Annotated in this window: 22 protein-coding genes and 3 tRNA genes; 15 read left to right on the forward strand and 10 right to left on the reverse strand. The window is 61.2% G+C overall.

Annotation, left to right across the window (positions count from 1 at the left end; translation table 11 throughout):
- Positions 1–93: 93 nt before the first annotated feature.
- The 3 genes from LUN51_RS09250 to LUN51_RS09260 are packed head-to-tail and all read left to right on the forward strand — an operon-like array spanning position 94 to position 3,297.
- Positions 94–963 (forward strand): hypothetical protein, encoded by an 870-nt coding sequence (locus tag LUN51_RS09250; RefSeq protein ID WP_277811035.1) that lies wholly within the window; start codon positions 94–96, stop codon positions 961–963.
- Positions 956–1,891 carry a diguanylate cyclase domain-containing protein gene (locus tag LUN51_RS09255; protein WP_075367864.1) on the forward strand — a complete coding sequence of 312 codons (936 nt, stop codon included), beginning with the start codon at positions 956–958 and terminating at the stop codon, positions 1,889–1,891. The genes LUN51_RS09250 and LUN51_RS09255 overlap by 8 nt, the downstream gene beginning before the upstream one ends.
- A gap of 2 nt (positions 1,892–1,893) precedes the next feature.
- A complete protein-coding gene (locus LUN51_RS09260) occupies positions 1,894–3,297 on the forward strand; it encodes a bifunctional DedA family/phosphatase PAP2 family protein (RefSeq protein WP_347276509.1) in 1,404 nt (467 codons plus the stop codon).
- A 25-nt stretch (positions 3,298–3,322) separates the two neighbouring features.
- Here LUN51_RS09260 and LUN51_RS09265 read toward each other — a convergent pair whose 3' ends face one another.
- The 3 genes from LUN51_RS09265 to mpl are packed head-to-tail and all read right to left on the reverse strand — an operon-like array spanning position 3,323 to position 5,929.
- Positions 3,323–3,946 carry a LysE family translocator gene (locus LUN51_RS09265; protein ID WP_175575824.1) on the reverse strand — a complete coding sequence of 208 codons (624 nt, stop codon included), beginning with the start codon at positions 3,944–3,946 and terminating at the stop codon, positions 3,323–3,325.
- On the reverse strand, positions 3,943–4,569 hold the full coding sequence (locus LUN51_RS09270; protein ID WP_075367862.1) for a flavin prenyltransferase UbiX: 627 nt from the start codon (positions 4,567–4,569) through the stop codon (positions 3,943–3,945). The genes LUN51_RS09265 and LUN51_RS09270 overlap by 4 nt, the downstream gene beginning before the upstream one ends.
- On the reverse strand, positions 4,559–5,929 hold the full coding sequence (mpl, locus tag LUN51_RS09275; protein WP_277811037.1) for a UDP-N-acetylmuramate:L-alanyl-gamma-D-glutamyl-meso-diaminopimelate ligase: 1,371 nt from the start codon (positions 5,927–5,929) through the stop codon (positions 4,559–4,561). The genes LUN51_RS09270 and mpl overlap by 11 nt, the downstream gene beginning before the upstream one ends.
- Before the next feature lie 142 nt (positions 5,930–6,071).
- On the opposite strand from mpl, the gene LUN51_RS09280 reads away from it, so the two are divergent.
- Positions 6,072–7,331, forward strand: a complete 1,260-nt coding sequence (locus LUN51_RS09280) for a 6-phosphofructokinase (protein WP_277811038.1) — start codon at positions 6,072–6,074, stop codon at positions 7,329–7,331.
- A gap of 134 nt (positions 7,332–7,465) precedes the next feature.
- On the opposite strand, the gene LUN51_RS09285 is transcribed toward LUN51_RS09280, so the two are convergent.
- From LUN51_RS09285 to hemA, 5 genes are all read right to left on the reverse strand, one after another.
- A complete protein-coding gene (locus tag LUN51_RS09285; protein ID WP_277811051.1) occupies positions 7,466–8,221 on the reverse strand; it encodes a HesA/MoeB/ThiF family protein in 756 nt (251 codons plus the stop codon).
- A gap of 57 nt (positions 8,222–8,278) precedes the next feature.
- On the reverse strand, positions 8,279–8,776 hold the full coding sequence (locus tag LUN51_RS09290) for an Lrp/AsnC ligand binding domain-containing protein (RefSeq protein WP_040243754.1): 498 nt from the start codon (positions 8,774–8,776) through the stop codon (positions 8,279–8,281).
- Between the two features lie 175 nt (positions 8,777–8,951).
- Positions 8,952–9,788 carry a peptide chain release factor N(5)-glutamine methyltransferase gene (gene prmC, locus LUN51_RS09295; RefSeq protein ID WP_277811039.1) on the reverse strand — a complete coding sequence of 279 codons (837 nt, stop codon included), beginning with the start codon at positions 9,786–9,788 and terminating at the stop codon, positions 8,952–8,954.
- The gene (gene prfA / locus LUN51_RS09300; RefSeq protein WP_277811040.1) at positions 9,788–10,873 is read right to left on the reverse strand and encodes a peptide chain release factor 1; all 1,086 of its coding nucleotides are present in this window, start codon (positions 10,871–10,873) and stop codon (positions 9,788–9,790) included. Before prfA ends, prmC begins: the two co-directional genes overlap by 1 nt.
- Positions 10,870–12,144: a glutamyl-tRNA reductase gene (gene hemA / locus LUN51_RS09305; protein WP_277811041.1), complete on the reverse strand. Its 1,275-nt coding sequence runs from the start codon at positions 12,142–12,144 to the stop codon at positions 10,870–10,872. The genes prfA and hemA overlap by 4 nt, the downstream gene beginning before the upstream one ends.
- A 257-nt stretch (positions 12,145–12,401) precedes the next feature.
- Here hemA and LUN51_RS09310 point away from each other — a divergent pair, with 257 nt between their 5' ends.
- The 9 genes from LUN51_RS09310 to LUN51_RS09350 all read left to right on the forward strand — a co-directional run bounded on the left by LUN51_RS09310 (position 12,402) and on the right by LUN51_RS09350 (position 19,600).
- Positions 12,402–14,180, forward strand: coding sequence for a tetratricopeptide repeat protein (locus LUN51_RS09310; protein WP_277811042.1), 1,779 nt, complete (start codon positions 12,402–12,404; stop codon positions 14,178–14,180).
- A complete protein-coding gene (gene lolB / locus LUN51_RS09315; protein ID WP_075368626.1) occupies positions 14,177–14,821 on the forward strand; it encodes a lipoprotein insertase outer membrane protein LolB in 645 nt (214 codons plus the stop codon). Before LUN51_RS09310 ends, lolB begins: the two co-directional genes overlap by 4 nt.
- Positions 14,818–15,696 (forward strand): 4-(cytidine 5'-diphospho)-2-C-methyl-D-erythritol kinase, encoded by an 879-nt coding sequence (ispE, locus tag LUN51_RS09320; RefSeq protein ID WP_277811043.1) that lies wholly within the window; start codon positions 14,818–14,820, stop codon positions 15,694–15,696. Before lolB ends, ispE begins: the two co-directional genes overlap by 4 nt.
- An 80-nt stretch (positions 15,697–15,776) precedes the next feature.
- Positions 15,777–15,851, forward strand: a tRNA-Gln gene (locus LUN51_RS09325).
- 63 nt (positions 15,852–15,914) lie between these two features.
- Positions 15,915–16,856 (forward strand): ribose-phosphate pyrophosphokinase, encoded by a 942-nt coding sequence (locus LUN51_RS09330; protein WP_175575845.1) that lies wholly within the window; start codon positions 15,915–15,917, stop codon positions 16,854–16,856.
- A 116-nt stretch (positions 16,857–16,972) separates the two neighbouring features.
- On the forward strand, positions 16,973–17,629 hold the full coding sequence (locus tag LUN51_RS09335; protein ID WP_277811044.1) for a 50S ribosomal protein L25/general stress protein Ctc: 657 nt from the start codon (positions 16,973–16,975) through the stop codon (positions 17,627–17,629).
- Positions 17,630–17,649: 20 nt separating this feature from the next.
- Positions 17,650–18,234 carry an aminoacyl-tRNA hydrolase gene (pth, locus tag LUN51_RS09340; RefSeq protein WP_075368623.1) on the forward strand — a complete coding sequence of 195 codons (585 nt, stop codon included), beginning with the start codon at positions 17,650–17,652 and terminating at the stop codon, positions 18,232–18,234.
- 112 nt (positions 18,235–18,346) lie between these two features.
- Positions 18,347–19,438 carry a redox-regulated ATPase YchF gene (gene ychF, locus LUN51_RS09345; RefSeq protein WP_040243768.1) on the forward strand — a complete coding sequence of 364 codons (1,092 nt, stop codon included), beginning with the start codon at positions 18,347–18,349 and terminating at the stop codon, positions 19,436–19,438.
- A gap of 85 nt (positions 19,439–19,523) precedes the next feature.
- Positions 19,524–19,600: transfer RNA gene (locus LUN51_RS09350), tRNA-Met, on the forward strand.
- Between the two features lie 61 nt (positions 19,601–19,661).
- On the opposite strand, the gene LUN51_RS09355 is transcribed toward LUN51_RS09350, so the two are convergent.
- Positions 19,662–20,960, reverse strand: coding sequence for a M18 family aminopeptidase (locus LUN51_RS09355; RefSeq protein ID WP_075368622.1), 1,299 nt, complete (start codon positions 20,958–20,960; stop codon positions 19,662–19,664).
- Between the two features lie 131 nt (positions 20,961–21,091).
- Here LUN51_RS09355 and LUN51_RS09360 point away from each other — a divergent pair, with 131 nt between their 5' ends.
- Together LUN51_RS09360 and ligB are read left to right on the forward strand one after the other, a co-directional pair.
- Positions 21,092–23,158: a carboxy terminal-processing peptidase gene (locus LUN51_RS09360; RefSeq protein ID WP_277811045.1), complete on the forward strand. Its 2,067-nt coding sequence runs from the start codon at positions 21,092–21,094 to the stop codon at positions 23,156–23,158.
- 170 nt (positions 23,159–23,328) lie between these two features.
- Complete coding sequence (ligB, locus tag LUN51_RS09365; protein WP_277811052.1) at positions 23,329–25,083, forward strand: NAD-dependent DNA ligase LigB; 1,755 nt, start codon at positions 23,329–23,331, stop codon at positions 25,081–25,083.
- Between the two features lie 19 nt (positions 25,084–25,102).
- Here ligB and LUN51_RS09370 read toward each other — a convergent pair.
- Positions 25,103–25,178 (reverse strand) — tRNA-Asn (locus tag LUN51_RS09370).

Consider the following 25,178-nt stretch of genomic DNA (forward strand, 5'->3'; position numbering starts at 1 on the left):
GCATATGATAATCGGTGCTTTCCGAAGCATGACGGCAGAGGCACAACGGCTATACTGCCGGCACCGCTGGGAAAGGAATCACTATACGGCACCATGCAGAGCAAATACAAAACACCTTTAACCGGGCTTTTCCTACTAGGCGCGGGACTAGTGACCATTACCGCCTGGCAGGAAAACGACCCGATCACGCAAGGTCTCCTCATCGCCGCCCTTATCGTATTGGCGACGCTTGCGTGGCGTCATTTATCGCGCCGCGCCTGGACATTGACGATCCCATTGTGTGCCTTGCTTTTACTTGCGCTACTCTGGCATGCGCCTATGACGTACGCCATCAGCGTATGGCTATGGCCAATCCTACTGCTCGCACCACAACCCCGGCCCATGCGCTACGCACTCCTGGTGGCCGCCGCACTCGGCTGGTGGCACGTTCAAGCGCCTCTGGGTGTGGCGCAAGCCGCTTTAAGCGGTGCATTACTGACCGCTCTCATGGCATTAGGGCTTGCCAAAGCCACCGAGCACAGCCGGTTACGGCAAGAGCTGGAACGTCGCCATCGCCTCACGCCGGAGGACTCGTTCTGGTCACTCAATCGTCTGCGTCAGGACTTGACCGTCGAATGGTCGCGGCGTCAGCGCGAGAACGTCTACGCCGAACTGTTCGTAATGCGGCCCTATCAACGCGGCCACAAGGTTCGCCGGCGTCTCAAGGAGCGCCTGGCCGCTCTTATCCACGCCTTCGAGGGTTGTTACCGCGTGGATGCACAGACTTTCGCAGTACTGCTGATTTCAAAGGACGAGCAACACGCCGCCTTACGTCGTGACGCGATCACGACCGAGCTGCAAGAGCACTGCCGTATACGCATCGCGGCCGTCGTCCCTAACCTCGACCCCATTACGCTGGGCCATGAGCTCTCGGTGCAAGCCAGCGGCCTGCACTGCCGACAAGAGACAATCGACCATGCCTGAGCGTCTCTCGTCGTCACGCCTGCACGCCATGGCGTATGCCTGCGGGGCGCTGGTGCTCGCCAGCCTCACGGCCTGGCACTACCTGATGGGCCATTACTCGCGCATCCTGCCGATCGCCATCCTGGCGATCATGATGTCTACCGCCGCCCTAATGGCAGAAAATGCTTATGCGCGTCGACTGCCTGCCTACCTGGTGTTAATCAGTGGTTATCTGGCGATTGCCGTGGAAGCGCCTTACCTCGAGGCGTCCGGTGCACTTTGGATGGGGGTCCCTCCAATACTCGCTACGCTGCTATTGCCACCTGGTGCCGCGCTACTCCTCAACGTGCTGCTCGCGCCCATGTGGCTATTCCTGATCAACTCTGTACTATCGACGCCCGCGGGCGGTCTGCAGTACTTCACGCTAGTCATCATCTCGATATTGCCTCTCGGGTGGTACATGCAACAGACCCGCCTGCTCAAGACCACCGACCAGTTCGATATGCAAAGCGGTATGCTATCGCGGGATGCTCTCAGCGAACGACTTATCGCCGAGGTCGCTCGCGCCCGCGTATTGAACCAATCGCTGAGTGCGCTAGTCATTCATTTACCTCAACTCGATATGGCCAACGAGCAGTTCGGACAAACGGCACAAGACACACTATTGACGACTTTCTGTCAGGTGGTACAACGCAACTCTCGACGTGGCGATGCCATGGGTCGGCATCGCCATAGCGTCTTTTGGCTGTTGCTTGCCGACGCAGGGGAAGCCGGCGCCCTCATCGTCCGTGAGCGCTTGACGCATGCGCTCGAGGAAACTCCGCTCCCCGAAATCGGTGCCATCGAGGCCCAGGCTCGTATCTGTCACCTGTCGGATGACGAGTGCGCCGAACGTTTCGAGCAACGGCTGATCAGGCGTGGATTCAACTTGCTGGAACCCGATACTTGAACGTGACCGAGTGGCTATACCAATTTTCTCCCTCACCGACATTACTGATCTTGATCGTGCTGTTGGTGGCGCTGCTCGAGTCGCTCGCCGTGGTTGGCCTGCTGGTGCCCGGCATCGTGCTACTGACCGCAGCCGCGTCACTGGCCGGGCATCAGCACCTCCCCCTGCCGTTATTGCTGGCGGCGGCCTTTGCGGGAGCAACTCTCGGTGATGGCCTAAGCTTCTGGCTGGGCTATTCGCAGCGCGAACGCGTGCATCGACTGTGGCCGTTCACCCGCCACCCTGAATGGTTGGCGCGCGGCATCGATTTCTTCAAGCGCTATGGCGATTTCTCCATCCTCATCGGTCGCTTCGTGGGGCCGGTACGTCCCATCGTGCCAATGGTCGCTGGCATGCTGCACATGCCGACATGGCGCTTTGCCGCCGTCAATATCGCTTCCGCCTTGCTTTGGGCCCCCGCCTATCTATTACCCGGCTATCTACTCGGCCATTCATGGGACAAACTCCTCGCCTTGCCTGCAAGCAGCGAACGATGGCTCGTTACCCTGGGACTCATGCTGATAACGCTGGGGATAGGGTTTTCCTGGCTTCGTCACCAGCTCGGGCGCGGCGGCTGGGTTTACATGCGCCTGGCCCGCTTTTCCCGCGCGACGCCGCGCCGACGACGCCTATGGCTCGCCCTGGGTGCCGCTCACCCGCGCAACGAAATACCGCTGGCATCGCTCGCTCTTCTCGTGGCCAGCCTAGTCGCTTTGTGCGGTTGGACGCTCTGGGTGCTCGAGCACCCCACACCTGCGTTGCCTATGGACCGACAGATTCAGGCCTTACTGGCACCCCTATCGGGCAGTTGGCTAGGAGAGTTCAGCACTTTCATGGCTCTGAGTGGCGATCTCTTGGGCATCATTGCACTGACCATGCCATGGCTAGTGTGGCTGCTTTTTTCGCGGCGTATTGCAGCCTTCCTGCATATCAGCAGCGCATTGGTGGGCGTCGGATTCGCCAACTTGGTCTTCAAACATCTCGCCGGTCGTGCTCGCCCCGATACGCCGGACTATCTCATGGGCTCATTTTCCTACCCCAGCGCTCATACCTCGACGAGTATTGTGTTGATTGGCCTGGCGGCAGCGTTCATGGCCGAGACACTGCCCGCAAAACGGAGAATGTGGGTATATTGGGGAGCGACGCTGGTATGCCTGCCAATGGCCCTGTCACGCCTTGTCCTTGGTGTGCATTGGGTCAGCGATCTGATTGGCGGCGCGCTTCTCGGCCTGGTGGTGTGCGCCATTACGCGCCTCAGCTATCAGCGCTTCGTACACGTCCCCCTTACGCCCTGCCCATGGCCACCTCTGGTCGTTGCGTCCTTGCTGTTGCTAGTGGCACGCATTGTCTGGCTACCCTACGTCTAGGCCTAGCATCCGCAGCGAACAATGCTCAGCCCAGCGCCAGCCAGACGCCTACTCCAACCATCAAGCTGCCGGCAATGCGGTTCAGCAACTGAACATTGCCGCTGCGGCGCAGGAAGCGGCTGGCCGTGCGCCCGCCGCCGGCATAGATTAGCAGACAGGTCAGCTCCAGGGTCAGGATCACACCGACCAGCGCGACTAGCTGGGGGGCCAGCGGACGGCCGGATTCCAGAAAAGGCGGCAGCAAGGCGATGAAGAATGCCCAGCCCTTGGGGTTGGCGACTGCCGTCACGAACCCCTGGACGATCAACTGGACCCGCGACACATCGGGCACCGCGTCACTCGCTTCGGGGATCGCCAGTCGCCCTTTGGAGCGCCACATCATGACACCGAGATAGATCAGATAGGCACCGCCGACCCACTTGAACACGGCGAACACTTCCGGGTAGCGCAGCATCAAGGTGGCGACCCCGACCACCGCCGAGACCGCCACCAGGCCAACGCCCACCAGCTCGCCGAGCATCATCCACAAGGCGCGCCGCACCCCGATCGTCATGCCCAGCGTCATGGAAAGCGTCATGCACATGCCCGGGGTCAACGACACCATGAAAAACGTCGGCACGAAGACCGAAAGCAACGACAGACTGATCATGTGGCTTCCCCCCAGCGCGGCATCAGAGCATGCGCAATGCCCAGTTGATTGAGAATGCGCGCCACGATGAAGTCGATCATGTCGTCGAGCGTCTGTGGGCGGTGGTAGAACCCGGGGGCCGCAGGGAGTATCACCGCGCCCATCCGGGTCAACGTCAGCATGTGCTCGAGATGAATGGCCGAGAACGGCGTCTCGCGCGGGACGAGGATGAGCTGACGCCGTTCCTTGAGCGCCACGTCCGCGGCGCGCTCGATCAGGTTGTTGCTCGCGCCGGTGGCGACCGCCGAGAGCGTTCCCGTCGAACAGGGACAGATCACCATGGCACTGGGCGCACCCGACCCAGAGGCCACGGGCGCCATCCAGTCCTCGCGACCGAAGCAGCGAATCTGCCCCGGCGCGGCACCGCTTCGCTCTCTCAACGCCTCACTCAGACGCTCGGGGTTCGACGGCAAGCTCACGTCGGTTTCGGTGGCGATCACCATCTGCGCAGCCTTGGAAATCAGCACCAGCACCTGATGCCGCGCCGCCACCAGGCAGTCGATGAGACGAAGCCCGTACTGTGCCCCGGAAGCTCCCGTCAACGCCACGGTGACAGGCGCTTCGAACATCGCTTCATCCGCCATGCCGTACCTCCAGAGCCGCGAGCAATTTCTCGTGGATGCCCTCGAAGGCACCGTTCGACATCACCACGATACGGTCACCCGAGCGTGCCTCGGTCACGATGGCCTCGACCAGGGCCAACATATCGTCGCTCACCGTCGCGGGCACCGGACAGGACGCTGCCAGTGCATCCAGCGACCATGTCACCTCCAGCGGCTGATACCACCAGACGCGATCCGCCGCCGCCACGCTTTCCGGCAAGCGCTCGCGCATGCTGCCCAGACGCATCGTATTGGAACGCGGCTCGATTACCGCCAGCAGCCGCCCCGCGTCGGTCGCCGCCCCCAGGCCCTCGAGCGTGGCGGCGATAGCCGTGGGATGGTGGGCGAAATCATCGATCACCTGAATACCGCCGATCTCACCGCGCACTTCCTGACGTCGGCGAGGCGATTCGAAGCGTGCCAACGCCGCCGCACCTTCCTCGAGCGTAACACCGCAGGCCGACGCCGCGGCCAGGGCCGCCACCGCGTTGGCGACGTTGTGACGCCCGCTCAGCGACCAGTCGACGCGAACGAAACTCTCGCCATGACGCACCTCGAAGCGTCGGCCATCGGCGCTTTCCAGCCGCCACTTCCATTGCGCGCCGTCAGTATCACCAAAACGCACAACGGGACTCCAGCAACCTTGCGCCAGCACCCGCTCGAGCGCCGGTTCTTCGTCCGCCACGATCAACCGGCCATTGCCGGGAACGGTGCGCACCAGATGATGAAACTGACGCTCAATGGCAGCCAGATCGGGAAAGATATCCGCGTGATCGAACTCGAGATTGCCCAGCACCGCGATATCTGGACGGTAGTGGACGAACTTGGAACGCTTGTCGAAGAAGGCCGTGTCGTATTCATCGGCTTCGACCACGAAGGGCGCGCCGGCATCGCCCAAGCGCGAGGACACCCCAAGATTGCGGGGCACCCCGCCGATCAAGAAGCCTGGGGTGTGGCCGCTCGCTTCCAGGATCCACGTCAACAAACTGGCGGTCGTGGTTTTGCCGTGAGTACCCGCCACCGCCAGCACGCGCCGGCCCGGCAACACCTGCTCGGCCAGCCATTGCGGCCCCGAGACATAGGGCAACTTGGCGTTGAGGACCGCCTCCACCTCGGGGTTGCCGCGCGATAGCGCATTGCCAATGATCACGAGGTCGGGACGTGGCGCCAGGTTATCGGCGGCATAGCCCTCGCAAAGGGCGATGCCCGCCTCTTCGAGCTGAGTGCTCATCGGGGGATAGACGTTGGCATCCGAACCGCTGACATGATGTCCGAGCGCCTTGGCCAACCGCGCCAGACTTCCCATGAACGTACCGCAAACCCCTAGAATATGGACGTGCATCTGAGCCTCCTGCCATGATGCGGCGAGCCTAGCATGGCGCCGCGCGGCCCACCAGCCGAGCGCCGCGGCATAGGCATCGACGGTCAATGTCGGCTATCATTCGCTCATTCATGCGCCCAGACCCAGGAGCACCATAAGTCCCATGGCCCAGCACAATGCCTTTTACGCCCAGTCCGGTGGCGTCACCGCCGTCATCAACGCCAGCGCCTGCGGCGTCATCGAAACCTGTCGTCGCCACTCGGACAAGATCGGCAAGGTCTACGCCGGCCACAACGGCATCATCGGCGCCTTGACCGAGGATCTGATCGACGTTTCCCAGGAAAGCGACGAGGCGATTGCCGCACTGCGCCATACGCCGGGCGGCGCGTTCGGTTCCTGCCGCTATAAGCTCAAGGACATCGAGACGCACCGCGCGCAATACGAGCGCCTCATCGAGGTATTCAAGGCGCATGATATTCGTTACTTCTTCTACAATGGTGGTGGGGATAGCGCCGACACCTGCCTCAAGGTGTCGCAGCTCTCCGAGAAAATGGGATACCCGCTGACCGCGATTCATGTTCCCAAGACCGTCGACAACGACCTGCCGATCACCGACAACTCTCCCGGTTTCGGTAGCGTGGCCAAGTACATCGCTACTTCGACCCAGGAAACGGCGCTGGATATCGCCTCCATGTGCGCCACTTCCACCAAAGTCTTCGTACTTGAGGTCATGGGACGCCATGCCGGCTGGATCGCCGCGGCCGGCGCGCTGGCAGGCAATGGTGAAGGCGAGCCGCCCCATTTGGTCATCTTCCCCGAGCTGCCCTTTCAGCGTGCCCAGGTCATGCAGCGCGTCGACGAGGCCGTCAAGAAATACGGCTACTGTGTCATCGTCGTCTCCGAGGGCGCCCGCTACGAAGACGGCACCTTCCTCGCCGATGCCGGCAATACCGATGCTTTCGGACATCGTCAATTGGGAGGCGTGGCACCGACGCTCGCCGGTATGGTCAAGCAGGACCTGGGCTACAAGTATCACTGGGCAGTCGCCGACTACCTGCAGCGCGCGGCGCGTCACCTGGCTTCCAAGACCGATGTCGAGCAAGCCTATGCCGTGGGCCAGAAGGCCGTCGAGCTAGCCCTGGATGGCAAGAACGCCATGATGCCGACCATCAAGCGCGTCAGCGAAACACCTTACGAATGGCGTATCGAAGCAACGCCGCTGGCGGAAGTAGCCAACAAGGAAAAGTTCATGCCTCGCGAGTACATTCGCGAGGACGGCTTTGGCATCACGGAGGCTGGACGTCGTTATCTCTCGCCGCTGATTCAAGGCGAAGACTTCCCACCATTCGAAAACGGCCTACCCAAGGTGGCCAAGCTCACCAAGGCCAAGGTGCCGCGCAAGCTGCCCACCTTCGAGCTCTGACGCGTTTTATCGGTAGCCGACACATCACGCCCCAGCTCAATGAACTGGGGCGTTTGTATGGACTCGGTCATTTACACCCGCTCGAGACGCGGCCTATTCGGCAAACAATCGCAGTGACGTGAAAAGCCCCAACATCAGGCGGGATTAGCCGCGCTGCAAACGGGGCATGCAGGATCGCGTCCCACCTTGAAGCGCCGCCATTCGCCGCTCAGCGCGTCGAAAGTCGCCAGCCCGCGATGAGGATGCCCAACACCGGCAAGCAACTTGAGTGCCTCGAGCGCCTGAAAGGTACCGATGATTCCCACCAGAGGGGCAATCACACCGTTTTCGGCGCAGCGTAGCGCTTCATCGTCGCTGTCCTCGCCGTAAAGACAAGCGTAACAGGGCGAGGCCGCATCACGCGTATCGAAGACCGCCAGCTGTCCCGAGAAGCGAATCGCCGCGCCGGACACCAAGGGCGTCTGCGTGGCGACACAGGCACGATTGATGGCATAGCGACTGGAAAAGCGATCCGTACAGTCGAGCACCACATCTGCCGCCGCTATCGCGCGCTCGAGCGCTTCCCCTTCAAGACGCGAGGCGATGACCTCTACCTCGCAGCCGGAATTCAAGCGCCGTGCCGCCGCCGCCGCCGATTCCGCCTTGGCATGCCCTATGTCGCTCTCACCATGCGCGATCTGGCGCTGAAGATTGGAAAGCTCGACGACATCGTCGTCAGCGATCGACAACCGACCCACCCCCGCAGCAGCCAGATACAGCGCCGCCGGCGACCCCAGGCCGCCGGCACCGACAATCAGCGCATGGCCTTCGAGCAAGCGCTGCTGACCGTCCACATCGAGTTGTTCGAGCATGATCTGGCGGCTATAGCGCAGTAGCGCAGTATCGTCCATTTCCTTCATGTGAGTCCATCGCCTCCCGCGTGAAGAACGCCTCCCGGCATGCGCGCGTCAGGTGTCCAACTGCTCGGTATCGGGCACATGCAACGAGACATCTTCTTTGACCTCTTCCATGACCACGTAACTCTTGGATTCCTTGACCCCCGGCAGCGTCAACACGACATCGCCAAGCAGTTGACGATAAGCGGACATCTCCGGAATCCGGCACTTGAGAATGTAATCGAACTGCCCGGAGACCAGATGACATTCCTGAATCTGCGGTAGCTTGGCCACGGCCCGGCGAAATTCATCGAATACCGCTGGCGACTGGGTCTCTAGGCTGATCTCGACGAACACCAGCAAGTTGGCCTTGAGCGCCTTGGGGTCGAGCAACGCCTTGTAACCGCGGATGATGCCGGCCTTCTCCAGGCGCTTGACGCGCTCCAGGCATGGCGTAGTGGATAAGCCGACCTGGGACGCCAGGTCGACATAGGAAATGCGCGCGTTGTCCTGCAGGCAACGCAAGATATTGAGATCGATGCGATCGAGTGATCGAGTCTTGGCTTTCATTATATTGTTGTTCCGAGACAATGAATGACAGGAGAAACCGCAACCAGGCCCTATGACAGGTAATGCTTATCCTGGGGCAACCGTCGATGCGAGACGTATTACTACCACAACCACAGCCCGCGTCTCCAGACAGCCGGCGGTGTCGTTTACAGCAATCAATGCCGGGCACCCGCCATCATGGCGCTCGCCCTAGCGTGAGGCGTTCACGTGCCCCGAGGTCGGTCTCGCTGAACACATCCTCATACCCGGCCTGCGCGAGCGCCTCACGAACCCGTGATGCCTGCTCCCAGCCATGTTCCAGCGCCAGCCAGCCTCCCGCCACGAGATGCCCACGCGCCGTCATCGCCAAATAATGCAAATCGGCCAGCCCGGCATCCCTCGCCACCAGCGCCGAACGCGGCTCGAAGCGCACATCGCCCTGTGTGAGATGTGGATCATCCTCGGCGATATAGGGTGGATTGGCGGCAATCACGTCGAAGGTCGCATTCTCCAGCGCGCCAAACCAGTCGCTGACGAGGAAGGTCGCGTTGGCGATCCCCAGATGCTGGGCGTTATCCTTGGCTATAATCACAGCGGCCTCTTCCCGGTCGACACCAGTGACATGCCATGTTGGCCGCTCGGAGGCCAGCGCCAGGGCAATGGCACCGGTCCCCGTGCCTAGGTCCAGCGCTTTCCCTGGTCCATACGGCATCTTCGCCAACAGTGCCTCGACCAGGCACTCGGTGTCGGGTCGTGGGATCAGGGTCGCCTCATCGACACGCAGCCGTAGCCCCCAGAACTCGCGTTCGCCGATGAGATACGCCACGGGATGGCCCAGCGCTCGTGCCGCCACCAGCGCCTCGAAACGCGCCCGGGACACACCTGTGAGTTCGCGGTCACCCCAGGTATATAGCCATGCACGGGTCACCGAGGCCGCATGCATCATCAGCACTTCGGCATCCAAGCGCGGTGAGGCACTGTCCGCTGCCTGCAAACGCCGCGCCGCGCGCGTCAGCAAGGTATCGTAGGTCATCAATCCGTCTGCAGCGCCGAGAGCTGCTCGGCCTGGTACTCATGAATCAGGGGATTGATCACTTCATCGAGCTCCCCCGTCATCACGTCGCCCAGCTTATAGAGCGTCAGGTTGATGCGATGATCGGTGAGTCGCCCCTGGGGAAAATTGTAGGTCCGGATACGTTCGCTACGATCGCCCGAGCCGACCAGCGAACGGCGCGTATCGGCCTGCTCCTGGCGCTGCGTTTCCACGGCGGACTGCTTGAGGCGCGCCGCCAGAAACGCCATCGCCTTGGCGCGGTTCTTATGCTGACTACGCTCTTCCTGGCACTCCACCACCACGCCGGTCGGCAAGTGCGTGATACGAATCGCCGAGTCCGTGGTATTGACGTGCTGTCCACCGGCGCCACTGGAGCGGAATGTATCCACACGCAGGTCGTTACTATTGATCTCCACATCACCGACGGCAGACGCTTCGGGCATGACCGCCACGGTACACGCCGAGGTATGGATACGCCCCTGGGATTCCGTTGCAGGCACCCGCTGCACGCGATGCGCACCGGACTCGAACTTAAGCCGCGCGTAGACGTTGTCGCCACGTATCCGAGCGATCATTTCCTTGTAGCCGCCTTTCTCGCCATGGCTGACATTGATCACCTCGATTCGCCAGCCCTGGCGTTCTGCATAACGCGAATACATGCGGAACAAGTCGCCAGCGAATAGCGCCGCCTCGTCGCCGCCGGTACCGGCACGAACCTCGAGAAACACGTTGCTGCCATCGTCAGGGTCCTTGGGCACCAAGAGCTGCTTGACGTCCGCATCCAGTTCCTCGAGTCGCGCCTGCGATAGGCGCGACTCCTCCTCCGCCAATTCGCGCATTTCGGGGTCGCTATCCTCGCGCATCTGCTCGGCCGCCTCGATATCGCCCTCGGTACGCCGATAGACCCGCCAGGTTTCGATCAAAGGCTCGAGCTCGGCATATTCGCGTGAGTAATCGCGAAAGCGGGCCTGATCGGCGATCACGTCCGGCTCGGCCAACAAGGCGGCGAGTTCTTCGAAGCGTTCCTGAAAGGCATCGAGACGTGTGCGCAGAGTCGCTTTCATGCAGGGTCCTGTGTCGATGCGGCCGGGTCGATCAGCAACGTATCAGCCGCCTGGAGGATATCGTGCCGCTCCTCACCTGACGCTTCGCGTAAGCGTAGCGTCGGGCCGTGCAGCAATTTATTGGTCAGCTGACGCGACAGCCGTTGCAGAACTTTTTGGGGGTCCTCGCCGCGAGCGAGTTGCGCCAGCGCTTGGCGCTCGGCTTCTTCACGCAGCGCCTCTCCCTGCTCACGGTAACGGCGAATCAAGTCACCGGCACCACGCACGCGGCGCTCACGCTGCCAATGCTGGATGCCATGCTCGATCAGGGACTCGGCCTGGGCGGCGGCCACGGCACGCTGCTTGCGGTTTTCCTCAATCACTTCCTGCAAGTCGTCGACGCTATACAAGAAGACATCATCCAGCTCGCCCACCTGGGACTCGATATCGCGAGGGACGGCGATATCGACCATGAACATGGGGCGATGGCGGCGCTTCTTCAGCGCGCTCTCGACCATTCCCTTGCCGAGAATAGGCAACGGGCTCGCCGTGGAAGAGATGATGATATCGGCATGCGTCAGCGCCTGGGGGATCTCCCCCAGTGAAATCGCCTCGGCATCGAAGGCATTGGCCAAGGTCTCGGCACGCTCACGGGTACGGTTGGCAACGGTCAGCCCACGAATACCCGCCTCACGCAGATGCCGCGCAACCAGCTCGATGGTTTCGCCCGCCCCGATCAACAGCGCGCGGGCACGCCCGAAATCGTCGAAGATATGACTGGCCAAATTGACGGCAGCATAGGCTACCGAGACCGGGTTCTCGCCAATACCTGTCTCGCTGCGCACCTGCTTGGTCACGGAGAAGGTATGCTGGAAAAGCCGTTCCAGCTCGCCCCCCAGGCCGGCATTGTCCCGTGCGAGCTGATAAGCCTCCTTGAGCTGGCCCAGGATTTGCGGCTCGCCCAGCACCATGGAGTCGAGCCCCGCCGCCACGCGCATCAAATGGCGAGCGGCCTCGCCATCGAGGTAGTGGTAGGCGCTTTGCATCAGGGTCTCGGGCGGCAACCCGTGGAAGCGCCCCAACCAGTCGAGCACCGAGCGCTCTCCCTGAGCGTCGGTCACACAGTAGAGCTCGGTACGATTACAGGTCGACAGCACCGCCGCTTCGTTGACGCCGGGCAGTGATTTGAGTTCGGCCAACGCGCCCGCCAGCTCGGCCGGCGTAAAGGCGACCTGCTCGCGAACCTCGATGGTCGCTGTCTTGTGGTTGATTCCCAGGGCGAGAAGCGTCATGAAATCACGGTCATCACATCGGTCTATCGGCAGCGTCCGGCCTTTGCATTCGGGCGCGGCGGACAATGTGGGGGTGACGAAGCCGGAATACCAGCCCCGCCTAGTGCGCTGCAGGATCGATATCCTAGCATAGGACTGAGACATTTGGGCATGGGGCGGCAAGTTGCCGCGCAGCGCGAGGTTTCCCGCGCCTGACGCTTTGCCCGGCCTGATCGAGCCGGTATGCTGATGCTTTCAAACGCACATTCGAGGATGGCATGCGCATACGCTTGATCCTGGCCTCCGTCCTAGCGTTGCTGCTGGCGGGCTGCCAAAACGCTCCGACAACGCCCAACGCCATCCCGCTTGATGATCCCATGGAAAACGCGCCACCGGTGACCAGCGGCTTCGACGCCGAGGGCCTTTCATCGTTGCTGCTTGCCGAACTCGCGGGGCAGCGCGGCGATTACCGGCGCGCCGCCGAGGGCTATCTTGACGTCAACGAACGCTACGCATCGCCCGCTCTGGCAGAGCGCGCCACCCTCGCAGCGCGCTACGCCGACGACAGCGCCCTACTAGAACGCACCGCACTGCGCTGGCAAGAAATCGATAATGACGCCACCACGCCGCGTCATGTCCTCGCCAGTCTCGCGGTGCAACGTGGCGATTGGGAAACCGCCCTGACCCAACGCTTGCGCATTGCCGACCAGGAGCCCGAGGCGGATCTTGCCGCGCTGGCCGAGCTCGCCATCGAGCAAGATGCTGACGTTAGGCCGCTACTGAAGACTCTGCATGATTTCGTCGAGCGCCATCCCCGGCACCTTGATGCCCAGCTAGCGACCGCCCAGCTCGAAGCAGCGAACGGTGATACCGAAGCCGCCGATGCTCGACTCGCACGCCTGACAGATATAGCAGAAGCGCCCGCCGAGGTATGGCTGACGCGCAGTATGATCGCTCTGCATAATGGCAACCTGGACGATGCTCGGTGCTATGCCCGCCAAGGGCTCGAACGCTTTCCCGGCGACGGCCGCCTGCGCCTGACCCAGGCGCAGGCTCGCCTCGCCGATGGCGATATCGAAGCCGCTAACGAGGATGTCGAGCGCTTGCTGGCTAGCCATGATGACACGGCGTCGCTTCGCTTGGCACTTGCCCAACTGTATCTCGACGCCGCGCATCCCGATGGCGCCCGGCGCATTCTTCTTCCTCTGCTCGACCGCGACGATACGCCCACGGCTGCCTACCTGATGCTGGGCAGCATCGCCGAGCAAGCCGGCGAAATCGACAACGCCCTGCTTTATTATCGTCAAGTACCCAGCGGCGAGGGTTTCATCGAGGCACGCGCACAGGCCGCCAAAATGCTGGTCGGCGCGGATCGAGCACAAGACGCCAGCGCGTTTTTACGTATCGAACGTCTTCGCCATCCCGATCAACGCGTCGCCCTACTACGTCTCGAGCTCGACGTGCTCGATGCCCAAGGCCAACGCGCACGCGCCGACGAACTGCTCGATGAAGCCATCTCCAAGACGCCCGAGGTTACCGAGCTACGCTTCCAGCATGCCATGCGCGCTTATCACCAGGGCGATCTTGACACCATGGAAGCCGACCTGCGCACGATCATTGAACGCGAGCCCGATAACGCCGAAGCGCTCAACGCCCTCGGCTATACGCTGAGCAACGACATGAGTCGCCATCAGGAAGCCTTGCCGCTGATCGAAAAGGCCCACCGCCTCGAGCCCGAGAGCCCCGCCATCCTCGACAGTCTCGGCTGGGTCTATTTCCATCTCGACCGCGCGCAAGAAGCGCTCCCTTATTTACGCGAAGCCTATCGCGGCCAACCCGATCAGGAAATCGCAACCCACCTCGCCGAGGTACTCGCCGCCACCGGACGCGACGCCCAGGCGCGCGCCCTGGTAGAGGAGGCGCTACAGCGCTTTTCGCCGCATCCGCTCATCGACGACTTACTGCGCCGACATCCTGAACTCGCCCCGGCCAACGAGAATGATGCAAGCAGCAACGTCGACCCGGACTCTACTCGCGACACGGAAGCCAGCTCATGATCCGCTCTCTCTCATTACGCCTTCGCCATGGCTACGCCGCACCTCGCGCTTGGCTCAGCCTACTGCTCATCGTCATGCTGGCAGGTTGTGCCAGCCAAGCCCCTGGCCCCGACCAAGCCCGTGAACGTGGCGATTGGGATGCTCAAGCCGAACGCTTGCAAGCACTGGATGACTGGAGCCTCGCCGGCAAGGTCGGGCTCCGCACCAGTAAAAATTCCGAAAGCGCCAATATCGACTGGCAGCAGCGCCCCGACACCTACCGCATCCTGATTAGCGGCCCCTTCGGAGCCGGCCGCACTCTGCTAAAAGGGGTCCCCGGGAAAGTCACATTGACCAATAGCGAAGGGCGCTTCGAGGCCGGGACACCGGAAGCCTTGATGGAACAGCAGTTAGGCTGGTCGCTGCCCATTTCCGCACTCGATTACTGGATCCGTGGCCTGCCTGCCCCCAACGCCAGTGAGCGCCTCGAGCATGATGAGCTAGGCTTTCCCCAGCGTCTGCAACAACTCGGCTGGACGATCGAGTACCGTGACTGGTCGCGTGCCGACGACCTGTGGCTACCACGCCGACTGGTCATGAGCTACGGCGACCTACGCGCCACGCTCGTCGTCAATCAATGGGATGCCGTGTCCGACTCATGAATGCACGACTCAGCTTGCCCGCACCCGCCAAGCTCAATCGCATGCTGCATATCGTCGGCCGTCGTGCCGACGGTTATCACGAACTGCAGACGCTGTTCCAAATCCTCGACCGCGGCGATACGCTGCACTTCGCGCCACGCGAGGATGGGTCCGTCCAACTGCATTCCGCGATGGCTGGCGTCAATCACGAGGCCAACCTCATCGTGCGTGCCGCACGCCTGCTGCAGCATGAAAGCAGTACGTCGCTGGGCGCGGATATCCACCTGGAAAAACGCCTCCCCTTGGGCGGCGGCTTGGGCGGCGGAAGCTCAGATGCGGCTACCACGCTGCTCGCGCTCGACCGCCTCTGGTCACTCTCGCTGGGACTTCCCCGTCTGGCCGAGCTGGGCCTTTCACTGGGCGCCGATGTGCCGGTCTTCGTATACGGCCGCAGTGCCTGGGCGGAAGGCATTGGCGAACGCCTGACACCCGTGACGCTCGAAACCCCGTGGTTTGTGGTTCTCCACCCGGGGGAAGAAATATCAACGCCCGCCGTGTTCGGCCACCCTGAATTGACACGCAACACCCCGCCCATTAGTATGGCGCGCGCACTGCGAGGGGAAGCCGAACAGGGGCGCGACTGGCGCAATGACTGCGAAGCAGCGGTAAAACGCCTGTCGCCGAAGGTCGCGCAAGCGCTCGACTGGTTATCGGCTTTCGGCCCAGCCATGCTGACGGGGACAGGCAGCTGTCTATTCTGTCCCTTGACGAGTGAGCAACAAGCCGATAGGATTTTGCACCGTGTTGATAGCCATTGGCATGCATTCAAGGCACGCGGCTGCAACACTTCCCCCCTCCACGACGCTCTCGACATTCACGATAAATGTCGCTCATGAGCTAATACGGGGACGCCTGAACTCGGCATCGTGTTCTATGTGGGCAATACGACACACGAAACAACGAGTCGATGTGTTGCTGGGGTATAGCCAAGTGGTAAGGCACCGGTTTCTGGTACCGACATTCCCAGGTTCGAATCCTGGTACCCCAGCCAATTTCTCAGAGCTCCCGATGAATCCCACTCCGAGATCCCTCAAGACTCCAAAGGTGGCTGCGCGTGTCTAAATTGATGGTGTTCGCGGGAAATGCCAATCCCGAACTCGCCCGCAAGGTGGCCGAAAGCCTCGACAACCGGCTGGGCCATGCAACCGTCGGTCAATTCAGCGATGGTGAAATCGCGGTCGAGATCAATGAAAACGTTCGCGGCAAGGACGTCTTCGTATTGCAGTCCACCTGCGCACCGACCAACGACAACCTGATGGAGTTGATTCTCATGGTGGACGCACTGCGCCGTGCTTCCGCTACTCGAATCACCGCCGTCGTACCGTATTTCGGGTATGCTCGCCAGGACCGCCGAGTGCGCTCCGCACGCGTTCCGATCTCGGCTAAGCTAGTCGCCGACATGATGGTCAAGGCCGGTGTCGACCGTGTCATGACCATGGATCTGCACGCCGACCAGATTCAGGGCTTTTTCGACGTTCCCGTCGATAACGTCTATGGTTCGCCGATCCTGCTCGATGATATCGAACGCCAGAACTACGACGATCTCGTCGTGGTCTCCCCCGACGTCGGCGGCGTCGTCCGTGCACGCGCCATCGCCAAGCAGCTCAACGCCGATTTGGCGATCATCGACAAGCGCCGGCCGCAGGCTAACCAAGCCCAGGTCATGCATATCATCGGCGAGATTCAGGATCGTACCTGCGTAGTGGTCGACGATATGGTCGATACCGCCGGCACCTTGTGCAAGGCGGCCGAAGCGCTCAAAGGCCACGGGGCTCGGCGTGTCGTCGCCTACGCGACGCACCCCATCCTGTCCGGACCGGCCGTCGACAATATCGTCGGCTCGGTACTTGACGAACTCGTCGTGGCCGATACCATTCCGCTTTCCGAGACAGCGTCCCGCAGCGGTCGCATTCGTCAGCTCTCGGTCGCGGGGCTGATCGCGGAAGCCATTCGCCGCGTCAGTAACGAAGAATCCGTTAGTGCCATGTTCCACTGAGGCAAAAGCCTCAGAGAGCGTGCACGGATACGCGGGCCGCGAGGCCCTCACGGAATCGGCATCGCCTGGTCGCGGGCGGTGCCGCTTTCCTTACATAACCTATGAGGTGACAATCAATGTCCCAATTCACTCTATCCGCCAAGGTTCGTCACGACCTGGGGAAAGGTGCGAGCCGCCGCCTGCGTCGTGAGAACCAGAAAGTCGCCGCTATCATCTATGGTGGCGATAAGACGCCGCAACCGATCACTCTCGATAAGCCTGCCTTCTACAAGGCCATCGAGGATGAAGCTTTCTTCTCATCGGTAATCAACATCGATCTCGAAGGCAAGTCGGAGCAGGTCATCATCCGTGATATCCAGCGCCACCCGTACAAGGCGTTGGTGACTCATGCTGACTTCATGCGCGTCGATGCCACGCACGAAATCACCATGAACGTGCCGCTGCACGTCAACGGTGAAGATGCGTGCAAGGGCGTCAAGGAAGAAGGTGGTGTGCTGCACGTGCTGGCCAACGACGTCGAGATCAGCTGCCTTCCCAGCAAGCTCCCCGAGTACCTGGAAGTCGATGTGACCTCTCTAGGCCTGGGCGAGACCCTGCACTTGTCCGACCTGCCGCTGCCTGAAGGCGTGTCCTTGGTCGCCCTCAACCATGGCGAGGAGCATGACTTCGGCGTGGTCAGCGTCACGCGTGCCGATACCGGTACCGACGGTGACGAAGATGGCGAGGAAGGCGGCGGCGACGCTGCCGCAGAAGACGGCGAAAAGACCGAGTAATCGGTTTTCGAGGGGCCCGCATGAGTCACGTCAAAGCGATTATCGGCCTGGGAAATCCGGGGCCCGAATATGATGCCACGCGACACAATGCGGGCGCCTGGGCCGTTGAAGCCCTGGCGCGCGACAGCCTGACCCCGCTGCGAGCCGAGCGTAAGTTTCTTGGGCAATATGCCAAGATCCATTACGCTGGCCATGATCTTCATTTGTTGGTGCCCAGCACTTACATGAATCGCAGCGGCAAGGCTGTCGCCGCGCTTTGCCAGTTCTTCAAGCTCTCCCCCGACGAGCTGCTCGTCGCCCATGATGAACTGGATATCGCCCCGGGTACGGCACGCTACAAACACGGAGGCGGCCATGGCGGCCACAACGGTTTACGCGACATTGTCAGCGCCTTGGGCAACGACAAATCCTTCCATCGCTTGCGCATCGGCATCGGCCATCCGGGCTCGGCCAAGCAAGTGACGAACTATGTCCTCGGACGCCCCGGCAAGGCGGAACGCACTGCCATCGATGCCGCCATCGATGAATGCCTGCGCACTCTCCCCGACGTTGCCGCCGGTGATTGGGCAAGCGCCATGAATCGCCTGCATAGCTTCAACGGCTAAAACACGGCTTCTTTTCGGCAGCCGCCTCGCGCCCATAGCCCCACACCCGCCACATCGGTAGAATGCGGGCCACGTTCATCACGCCCTTTCGCATACGATTCAGGAAGATCCCATGGGTTTCAATTGCGGTATCGTCGGCCTTCCCAATGTCGGCAAATCCACGCTGTTCAATGCCTTGACCAAGTCGGGAATCGACGCCGAAAACTTTCCTTTCTGCACCATCGAACCCAACGTCGGCATCGTCCCCATGCCGGACCCGCGTCTGGATAAACTTGCGGCTATCGTCAAACCGCAGAAAGTAATTCCGACGACCATGGAGTTCGTGGACATTGCCGGCCTTGTCGCGGGCGCCTCGAAAGGCGAAGGGTTGGGCAACCAGTTCCTGGCCAATATCCGCGAGACCCAGGCCATCGCCCACGTTGTGCGTTGCTTCGATAATGACAATGTCATTCACGTCGCCAATGAGGTCGACCCCCGCGCCGACATCGAGACTATCAACCTCGAACTCGCGCTTGCCGATCTGGATACCGTAGAGCGCGCCATCCAGCGCCTCGCGCGCGTGGTCAAAGGCGGTGACAAGGAGGCCATGGCCACCAAAGCCATCCTCGACCGCATCCAGCCCCATCTAGCCGAGGGCCAGCCACTACGCAGTTTCGGCCTCGATGACGACGAGCAACGCCAGCTCAAGAGCTTCGGCTTCTTGACCCTGAAACCCACCATGTATATCGCCAACGTCAATGAGGACGGTTTCGAGAACAATCCCTATCTCGACACCGTTCATGCGATCGCAGCCGAAGAAGGCGCCGTGGTGGTACCAGTATGTAATCAGATCGAAGCCGAGATCGCCGAGCTCGATGAAGAGGAGCGCAGCGCCTTCCTCGAGGAAATGGGCATGGAAGAACCTGGCCTCGACCGGGTCATTCGCGCCGGTTACGCCCTGCTCGGCCTACAGACGTATTTCACCGCGGGAGTCAAAGAAGTCCGCGCCTGGACCACGCCTATCGGGGCCACCGCCCCGGAAGCCGCTGGCGCGATCCATACCGACTTCCAGAAGGGTTTCATCCGCGCCGAAGTGGTCGGCTATGACGACTTCGTGACACTGGGCGGCGAGCAAGGCGCCAAGGATGCGGGAAAATGGCGTCTGGAAGGCAAGGAGTACATCGTCGTCGATGGGGATGTCGTGCATTTCCGTTTCAACGTCTAGTGCACACAAGAGTCGCCGGGCGGCCTGATGGCAATGAATAGTTGACACATCAGGGAGTTACACGTAGTATTCGCCCGCATTGAACGGCTACGTAGCTCAGTTGGTTAGAGCACATCACTCATAATGATGGGGTCCCCTGTTCGAGTCAGGGCGTAGCCACCAAGATATACAAAAGCCCGCCAACATCCTTGTTGGCGGGCTTTTTCGTACGCCGGTACCCGGGCTAGCTCAACTCGGCGCGATTGACGTAAGCCGTCAACGCACGAATCAGATAGTCGGCGTCACGGCTGCCGGCGGTTTCGCGAATCGAGTGCATCCCCCATTGCGGCACTCCAACATCCAGCGTCGGCACCCCGAGTTCGGTGGAGGTAATCGGCCCGATGGTGCTGCCACATCCCATGTCGGCACGCGTGACGAACGTCTGGACTGGCGCTCCCGCCTCGCGGCAGATATCTCGAAACATCGCCGCCGTGGCACTATTGGTGGCATAGCGCTGATTGGCGTTGACCTTGATCACCGGGCCGCCGTTGATCGTCGGGCCATGATTGGCATCATGCTTTTCGGGGAAGTTGGGATGCAGGGCGTGGGCATTGTCACAAGAAATCATGCGTGAGCCCTGAATCAGACGCACCCAACCTTCTTCGCCTCCCTCGCCCAACTGGGCGTGCACGCGGCGCAGCACGTCCCCCAGAAACGGCCCCTGGGCGCCGATGGCGCTGGCACTCCCCACTTCTTCATGATCATTGGCGACGAATACCGCGCCTTGCTGGCCATCACTGGCCAACAGCGCTTCGATACCCATAAAACACGACAATAGATTATCGAGGCGTGCGCTAGCGATCAATTCGCCCTCCACCCCCACACGCGACGGCCGCTGCATGTCGTAGAGGGCGAGTTCATAATCCATCAGTTGGATGTTTTCCAAGCCGTGCTGCTCATACAACCAGCGCTTGAGCCACTTCTCCAGATCGGGCTCACTCCCCCCCTGCAGCATGACCGGCAGCATCTGTGTCTGGGCGTTCAGTTCACGCCCATTATTGGCCTCCCGATCAAGATGAATCGCCAGGCTGGGGATGATCGCGACGGGGCGATCAACGTGCAATAATACGCCCTGCAGTCGCCCATCCTCGCGTCGTACGTGGACACGCCCGGCCAGGCCCAAATCTCGATCGAACCAAGGTGCCAACAACGCACCACCGTAGACTTCGACACTCAATTGAAGCCAGTCGTTGCCGGTAACCACCGGCTGGGGCTTGAGCCGTAGCCCGGGGCTATCAGTATGCGCTCCGATCATGCGCAACCCGCCCAGGGCCTCCTCCGGCACCTGCATGGCGATCAACGATGAACCATTGCGGGTAACGTAAAAACGCTCGCCGGGCGCCAACTGCCACGCCTTGGTTTCCTCGAGGCGATGGTATCCCGCTTGCTCGAGTCGCCTGGCCATATTGTCGACGGCATGCCAAGGCGTGGGGGAACGTTCGAGAAAATGTAACAAGCGATCAAGGGTGGGAGCGTGGGCCATGGCGTCCTCGGAGAAGTGTCTGTGACGGATGATACAGACTGCTACAATGCCAGTCCGGTCTGAGAAAACTCAACTCAATGAGCCGGCAATCTGGGAACGAGAGTGTACATGAAACCGGGAGTGCTTGATTGATGAGCCTGTTTGCAGCCGCTCGGCGCGCGGCGATCTTGTCACTGTTGCTGGTGGTATGTGCCCCGGCGTTGGCCAAGGGCCCGACACCTACCGACGAACAGCGACAAGCAGCGGCGGAAGTCGCTGAATCGCTGCGATATGGACATTACGCCGATATCAACCTGGACGATGAGTGGTCTTCGAGAGCGTTTCAGCGCTATCTTAATGTACTGGACCCCCAACGCGCCTACTTACTATCACGTGACGTAAAGGACTTCCAAGATCTCAAGACCTCCTTCGACGAGGCGCTCGACGAGGGGAAACTAGAGCGCGTCTACGAACTCTACGCTCGGTACCAAGAGCGCCTGGAAGCACGCTTGAAATGGATGATCGACCGCCTCAATGATGGCAGCGACTTCGATTATCAGAGCAACCAGCGCCTGGCGCTGGACCGTGAAGACGAATCCTGGGCCAAGGAACAGGACGCGCTCGACCGACTTTGGGAAAAACGCCTCAAGAATGCCGCGCTGACCCAATCTCTCAGCGCCCCGGAAGAAGATAATGCCGAGGACATCGCCGAGACCCTGCGCGATCGTTATGAGAACCAGCTCTCCCGCGTCGAACAGACCAATGCCGAAGACGTCCTGGTGCTATTTCTCAACGCCGTCACTGGCACCGTCGACCCGCATACTGACTACCTTTCGCCCAGCCAGAGCGAATCCTTCGATATCCAGATGAAGCTCTCGCTCGAAGGTATCGGTGCGCTGCTGCAAAGCGAAGGCGAATACGTCAAGGTATCCAGCCTGGTACCCGGCGGCCCCGCCGACAAGGGCGATGCCTTGGAACCGGCCGATCGTATCGTCGCAGTGGGACAAGGCGAGGATGGCGAGATGGTCAATGTCGTAGGCATGCGCCTCGACGAGGTCGTCGACCTGATTCGTGGACCCAAAGGTTCGACCGTACGTCTCGACGTCATTCCTGCTAAGGCCGTCGACGTGACGCGCACACACACGGTGCGCATCACCCGCGATACCGTCAAGCTCGAGGACCAGGCTGCCAGTAGCGAGGTAGTGACCGTGACGCGCGATGGCGAAGAGCACAAGGTCGGCGTGATCGACGTGCCCACCTTCTATGTCGATTTCGATGCCTGGCAGGCCGGTGATAGCGACTACCGCAGCAGCACGCGGGACGTCGCCCAGGAAATCGATAAACTCAAGGAGGAGAACGTCGAGGGCATCGTTCTGGATCTGCGCAACAATGGCGGCGGCGCCCTGCAGGAAGCCAATTCGCTGATCGGACTCTTCATCGACCGAGGCCCCACCGTGCAGGTGCGCGACGCCCGCGGCCGCATCAATCTCTATGGCGACTCCGACCGGGGCACACACTACGATGGGCCACTGACCGTACTGGTCAACCGACTTTCGGCGTCCGCCTCGGAGATCTTCGCTGGCGCAATCCAGGATTACGGTCGCGGCTTGGTGGTCGGTAACCAGACCTTCGGCAAGGGAACCGTGCAGACGCTCAATGACCTCAGTCATGGCCAGGTCAAGCTGACCCGCGCCAAGTTCTATCGCATCACGGGCGAAAGCACCCAATTGCGCGGCGTCAAACCAGACATCACCTTCCCCAGCCTCATCGGCAAGGACGACATCGGGGAAAGCGCACTCGACAACGCCCTGCCCTGGGACAAGGTGCGCTCCGTGCAGTACCGTCGATACGGCGAGCCACAACGCTATCTCGACGCGCTCCAAGCGAAGCATGACGAACGCGCCAAGCAGGACCCCAACTTCGTCTATCTCGAACGGGAGGCCACGCTGGCCAAGCAACTCCAGGAGCAACGGACCAGCATCAGTTTGAATCGCGAGCAGCGCCAACGGGAGATGGAAGCTCAGGAGGCCGAGCAACTCTCGTTGGAGAATCAACGCCGCAAGGCGCTGGGACTCGATCAGCTCGAAGAATGGACCGATGCCCGCGAGAGTGACGGTACAGAAAACAAGGAAGAGGACGACAAGCCGGTCGATCGCGCGCAAGTCATCGAGGCAGCGGAAATTCTGCTCGACTATGCGCATCTGCAAGAAACGCAGTAAACGTCACGCCGTCGGCATACGCCGGCGGCAATATTTAACGCTAGAGGGTTGGCCTTTTTCATCGTTTCCAGTTAAATGAGATTTAACTAATAACTGGAAGCCTTGAATTTTTTATGCCAGCCTTCTGCCGCTTTCCCCGCGTTGCCTTATCCCTCCCACCCTTCAGCATCATGCCCCGGCCCTCGGGCCGCTGGCTCCTGTGCGGTCTCGTTGCCTATGCTCTCGTCATGGGCACTCCGGTATCTGCTGCGACATGCCCACAACAACCGCCTCGGACACTGCAAGAAGATTACCAGGCACTCAATGCCCAACTCGCGCGTTGGGATCAGGCCTATTATCACCACGGCAAGCGTCTGATCGACGATGGCACCTACGACTCCGCCAAGCGCCAACTCGCCCACTGGGCGCAATGTTTCCCCTCCTTGGCCGCCTCGCGCATCGTCTTGCATGAACCCGCCGGCTCGCAACGCCATCCGGTCCCACAGACGGGCGTTAACAAGCTTCCCGACCGCGCCGCTGTAGCACGCTGGATCACACAGCAAACAAACCATCCACTGTGGATACAACCTAAAGTCGACGGCGTCGCTGTCACCCTGATGTACCGGCAATCGCGCCTGGTCGCGGCAATCAGCCGTGGAGATGGAATCGAAGGGCAAGACTGGCTTGCCAAGGTATCGCACATCGCAGCGATCCCGCGGAAGCTTCCCGACACGGCGCCCTCACGCGTCATTTTGCAAGGCGAGCTCTACGCACGCCGCGACGCACACACGCAAGCCCGCGATGGCCTCGACGGCGCACGTGCCCGTGTTGCCGGGTTAATGGCTCGCGATTCACTGACAGATCACCAGGGCGAGGAAATCGGCCTATTCGTCTGGGGCTGGCCCAACGGACCAGCCACCATGCCCGCTCGCCTCACCACGCTTACCGACTGGGGATTCGACGAGATCGCCGATACCACACATGCTGTCACCACACCAGAAGACATCGCCCGGTGGCGCGAATACTGGTACAACCACGCCCTGCCCTTCGCCACCGACGGTATCGTCGTCAAGCGTGGCGATCGTCCCGACGGACACGAATGGGAGGCCTCGCCTCCAGACTGGGCCATGGCCTGGAAGTATCCCGCCCAGCAGGCGATCGCACACGTCGACGCCCTCGACTTCACGGTGGGCCGCACCGGGCGCATCACCGCCGTTGCCACATTGACGCCGGTCATGCTTGGCGACAAACGAATCACCCACGTGAGCCTTGGCTCGCTGGCACATTGGCGCAAAACGAACGTGCGCCCAGGCGACCAGGTCAGGCTGCGCCTGGCCGGTCTGACCATCCCGCAACTACAGGACGTGGTCATACGCACGCGACCGCGTCCTTCGGTAGCGGCACCTGATGCCAACCGTTACGACCGCCTGTCATGTCTACGTCTAACACCGGTGTGTCGCGATCAATTCCTTGCCAGGCTCGAATGGCTGGGGAGCGACAACGGTTTAGACTTCGAAGGTATAGGCCCCGCCACATGGCGCCAGCTCGTCGATGCCGGGCTTATAGAGGAGCTTCTCGACTGGCGCACGCTAGATACCCGAACCCTCGAGACACTACCCGGCGTCGGCACCAAGACCGCACATGATTGGCGCGCACTCTTTGCAACGGCCGATAAACGTTCCCCACGGCGCTGGCTACGTGCGCTGGGACTCCCTGCCATCCCGCAGGACGCACTCGAGGCGATACTCGCACGACACGACATGCGTGAGCTCACGCAATGGACGTCATCCGCTTGGCAAGGCTATTCAGGCATTGGGGAAACGCGCGCGAAACAGCTGGAGGAGTTTTTCCACCATCTGGAAATACGACGCTTGTTGAAATCACTGCAGAAAGAAAAGACACCGCGCGAGGAAGGGACGACCGAAACGGTCAACAGTGCGCGTTAATGCTGCATAGAATATCGCTTGGCTCCCCGAACAGGACTCGAACCTGTGACCCAATGATTAACAGTCATTTGCTCTACCAACTGAGCTATCGGGGA

Origin of the sequence: Chromohalobacter canadensis, assembly GCF_029544075.1 — a bacterium.
GTDB classification, from domain to species: Bacteria; Pseudomonadota; Gammaproteobacteria; order Pseudomonadales; family Halomonadaceae; genus Chromohalobacter; species Chromohalobacter canadensis_A.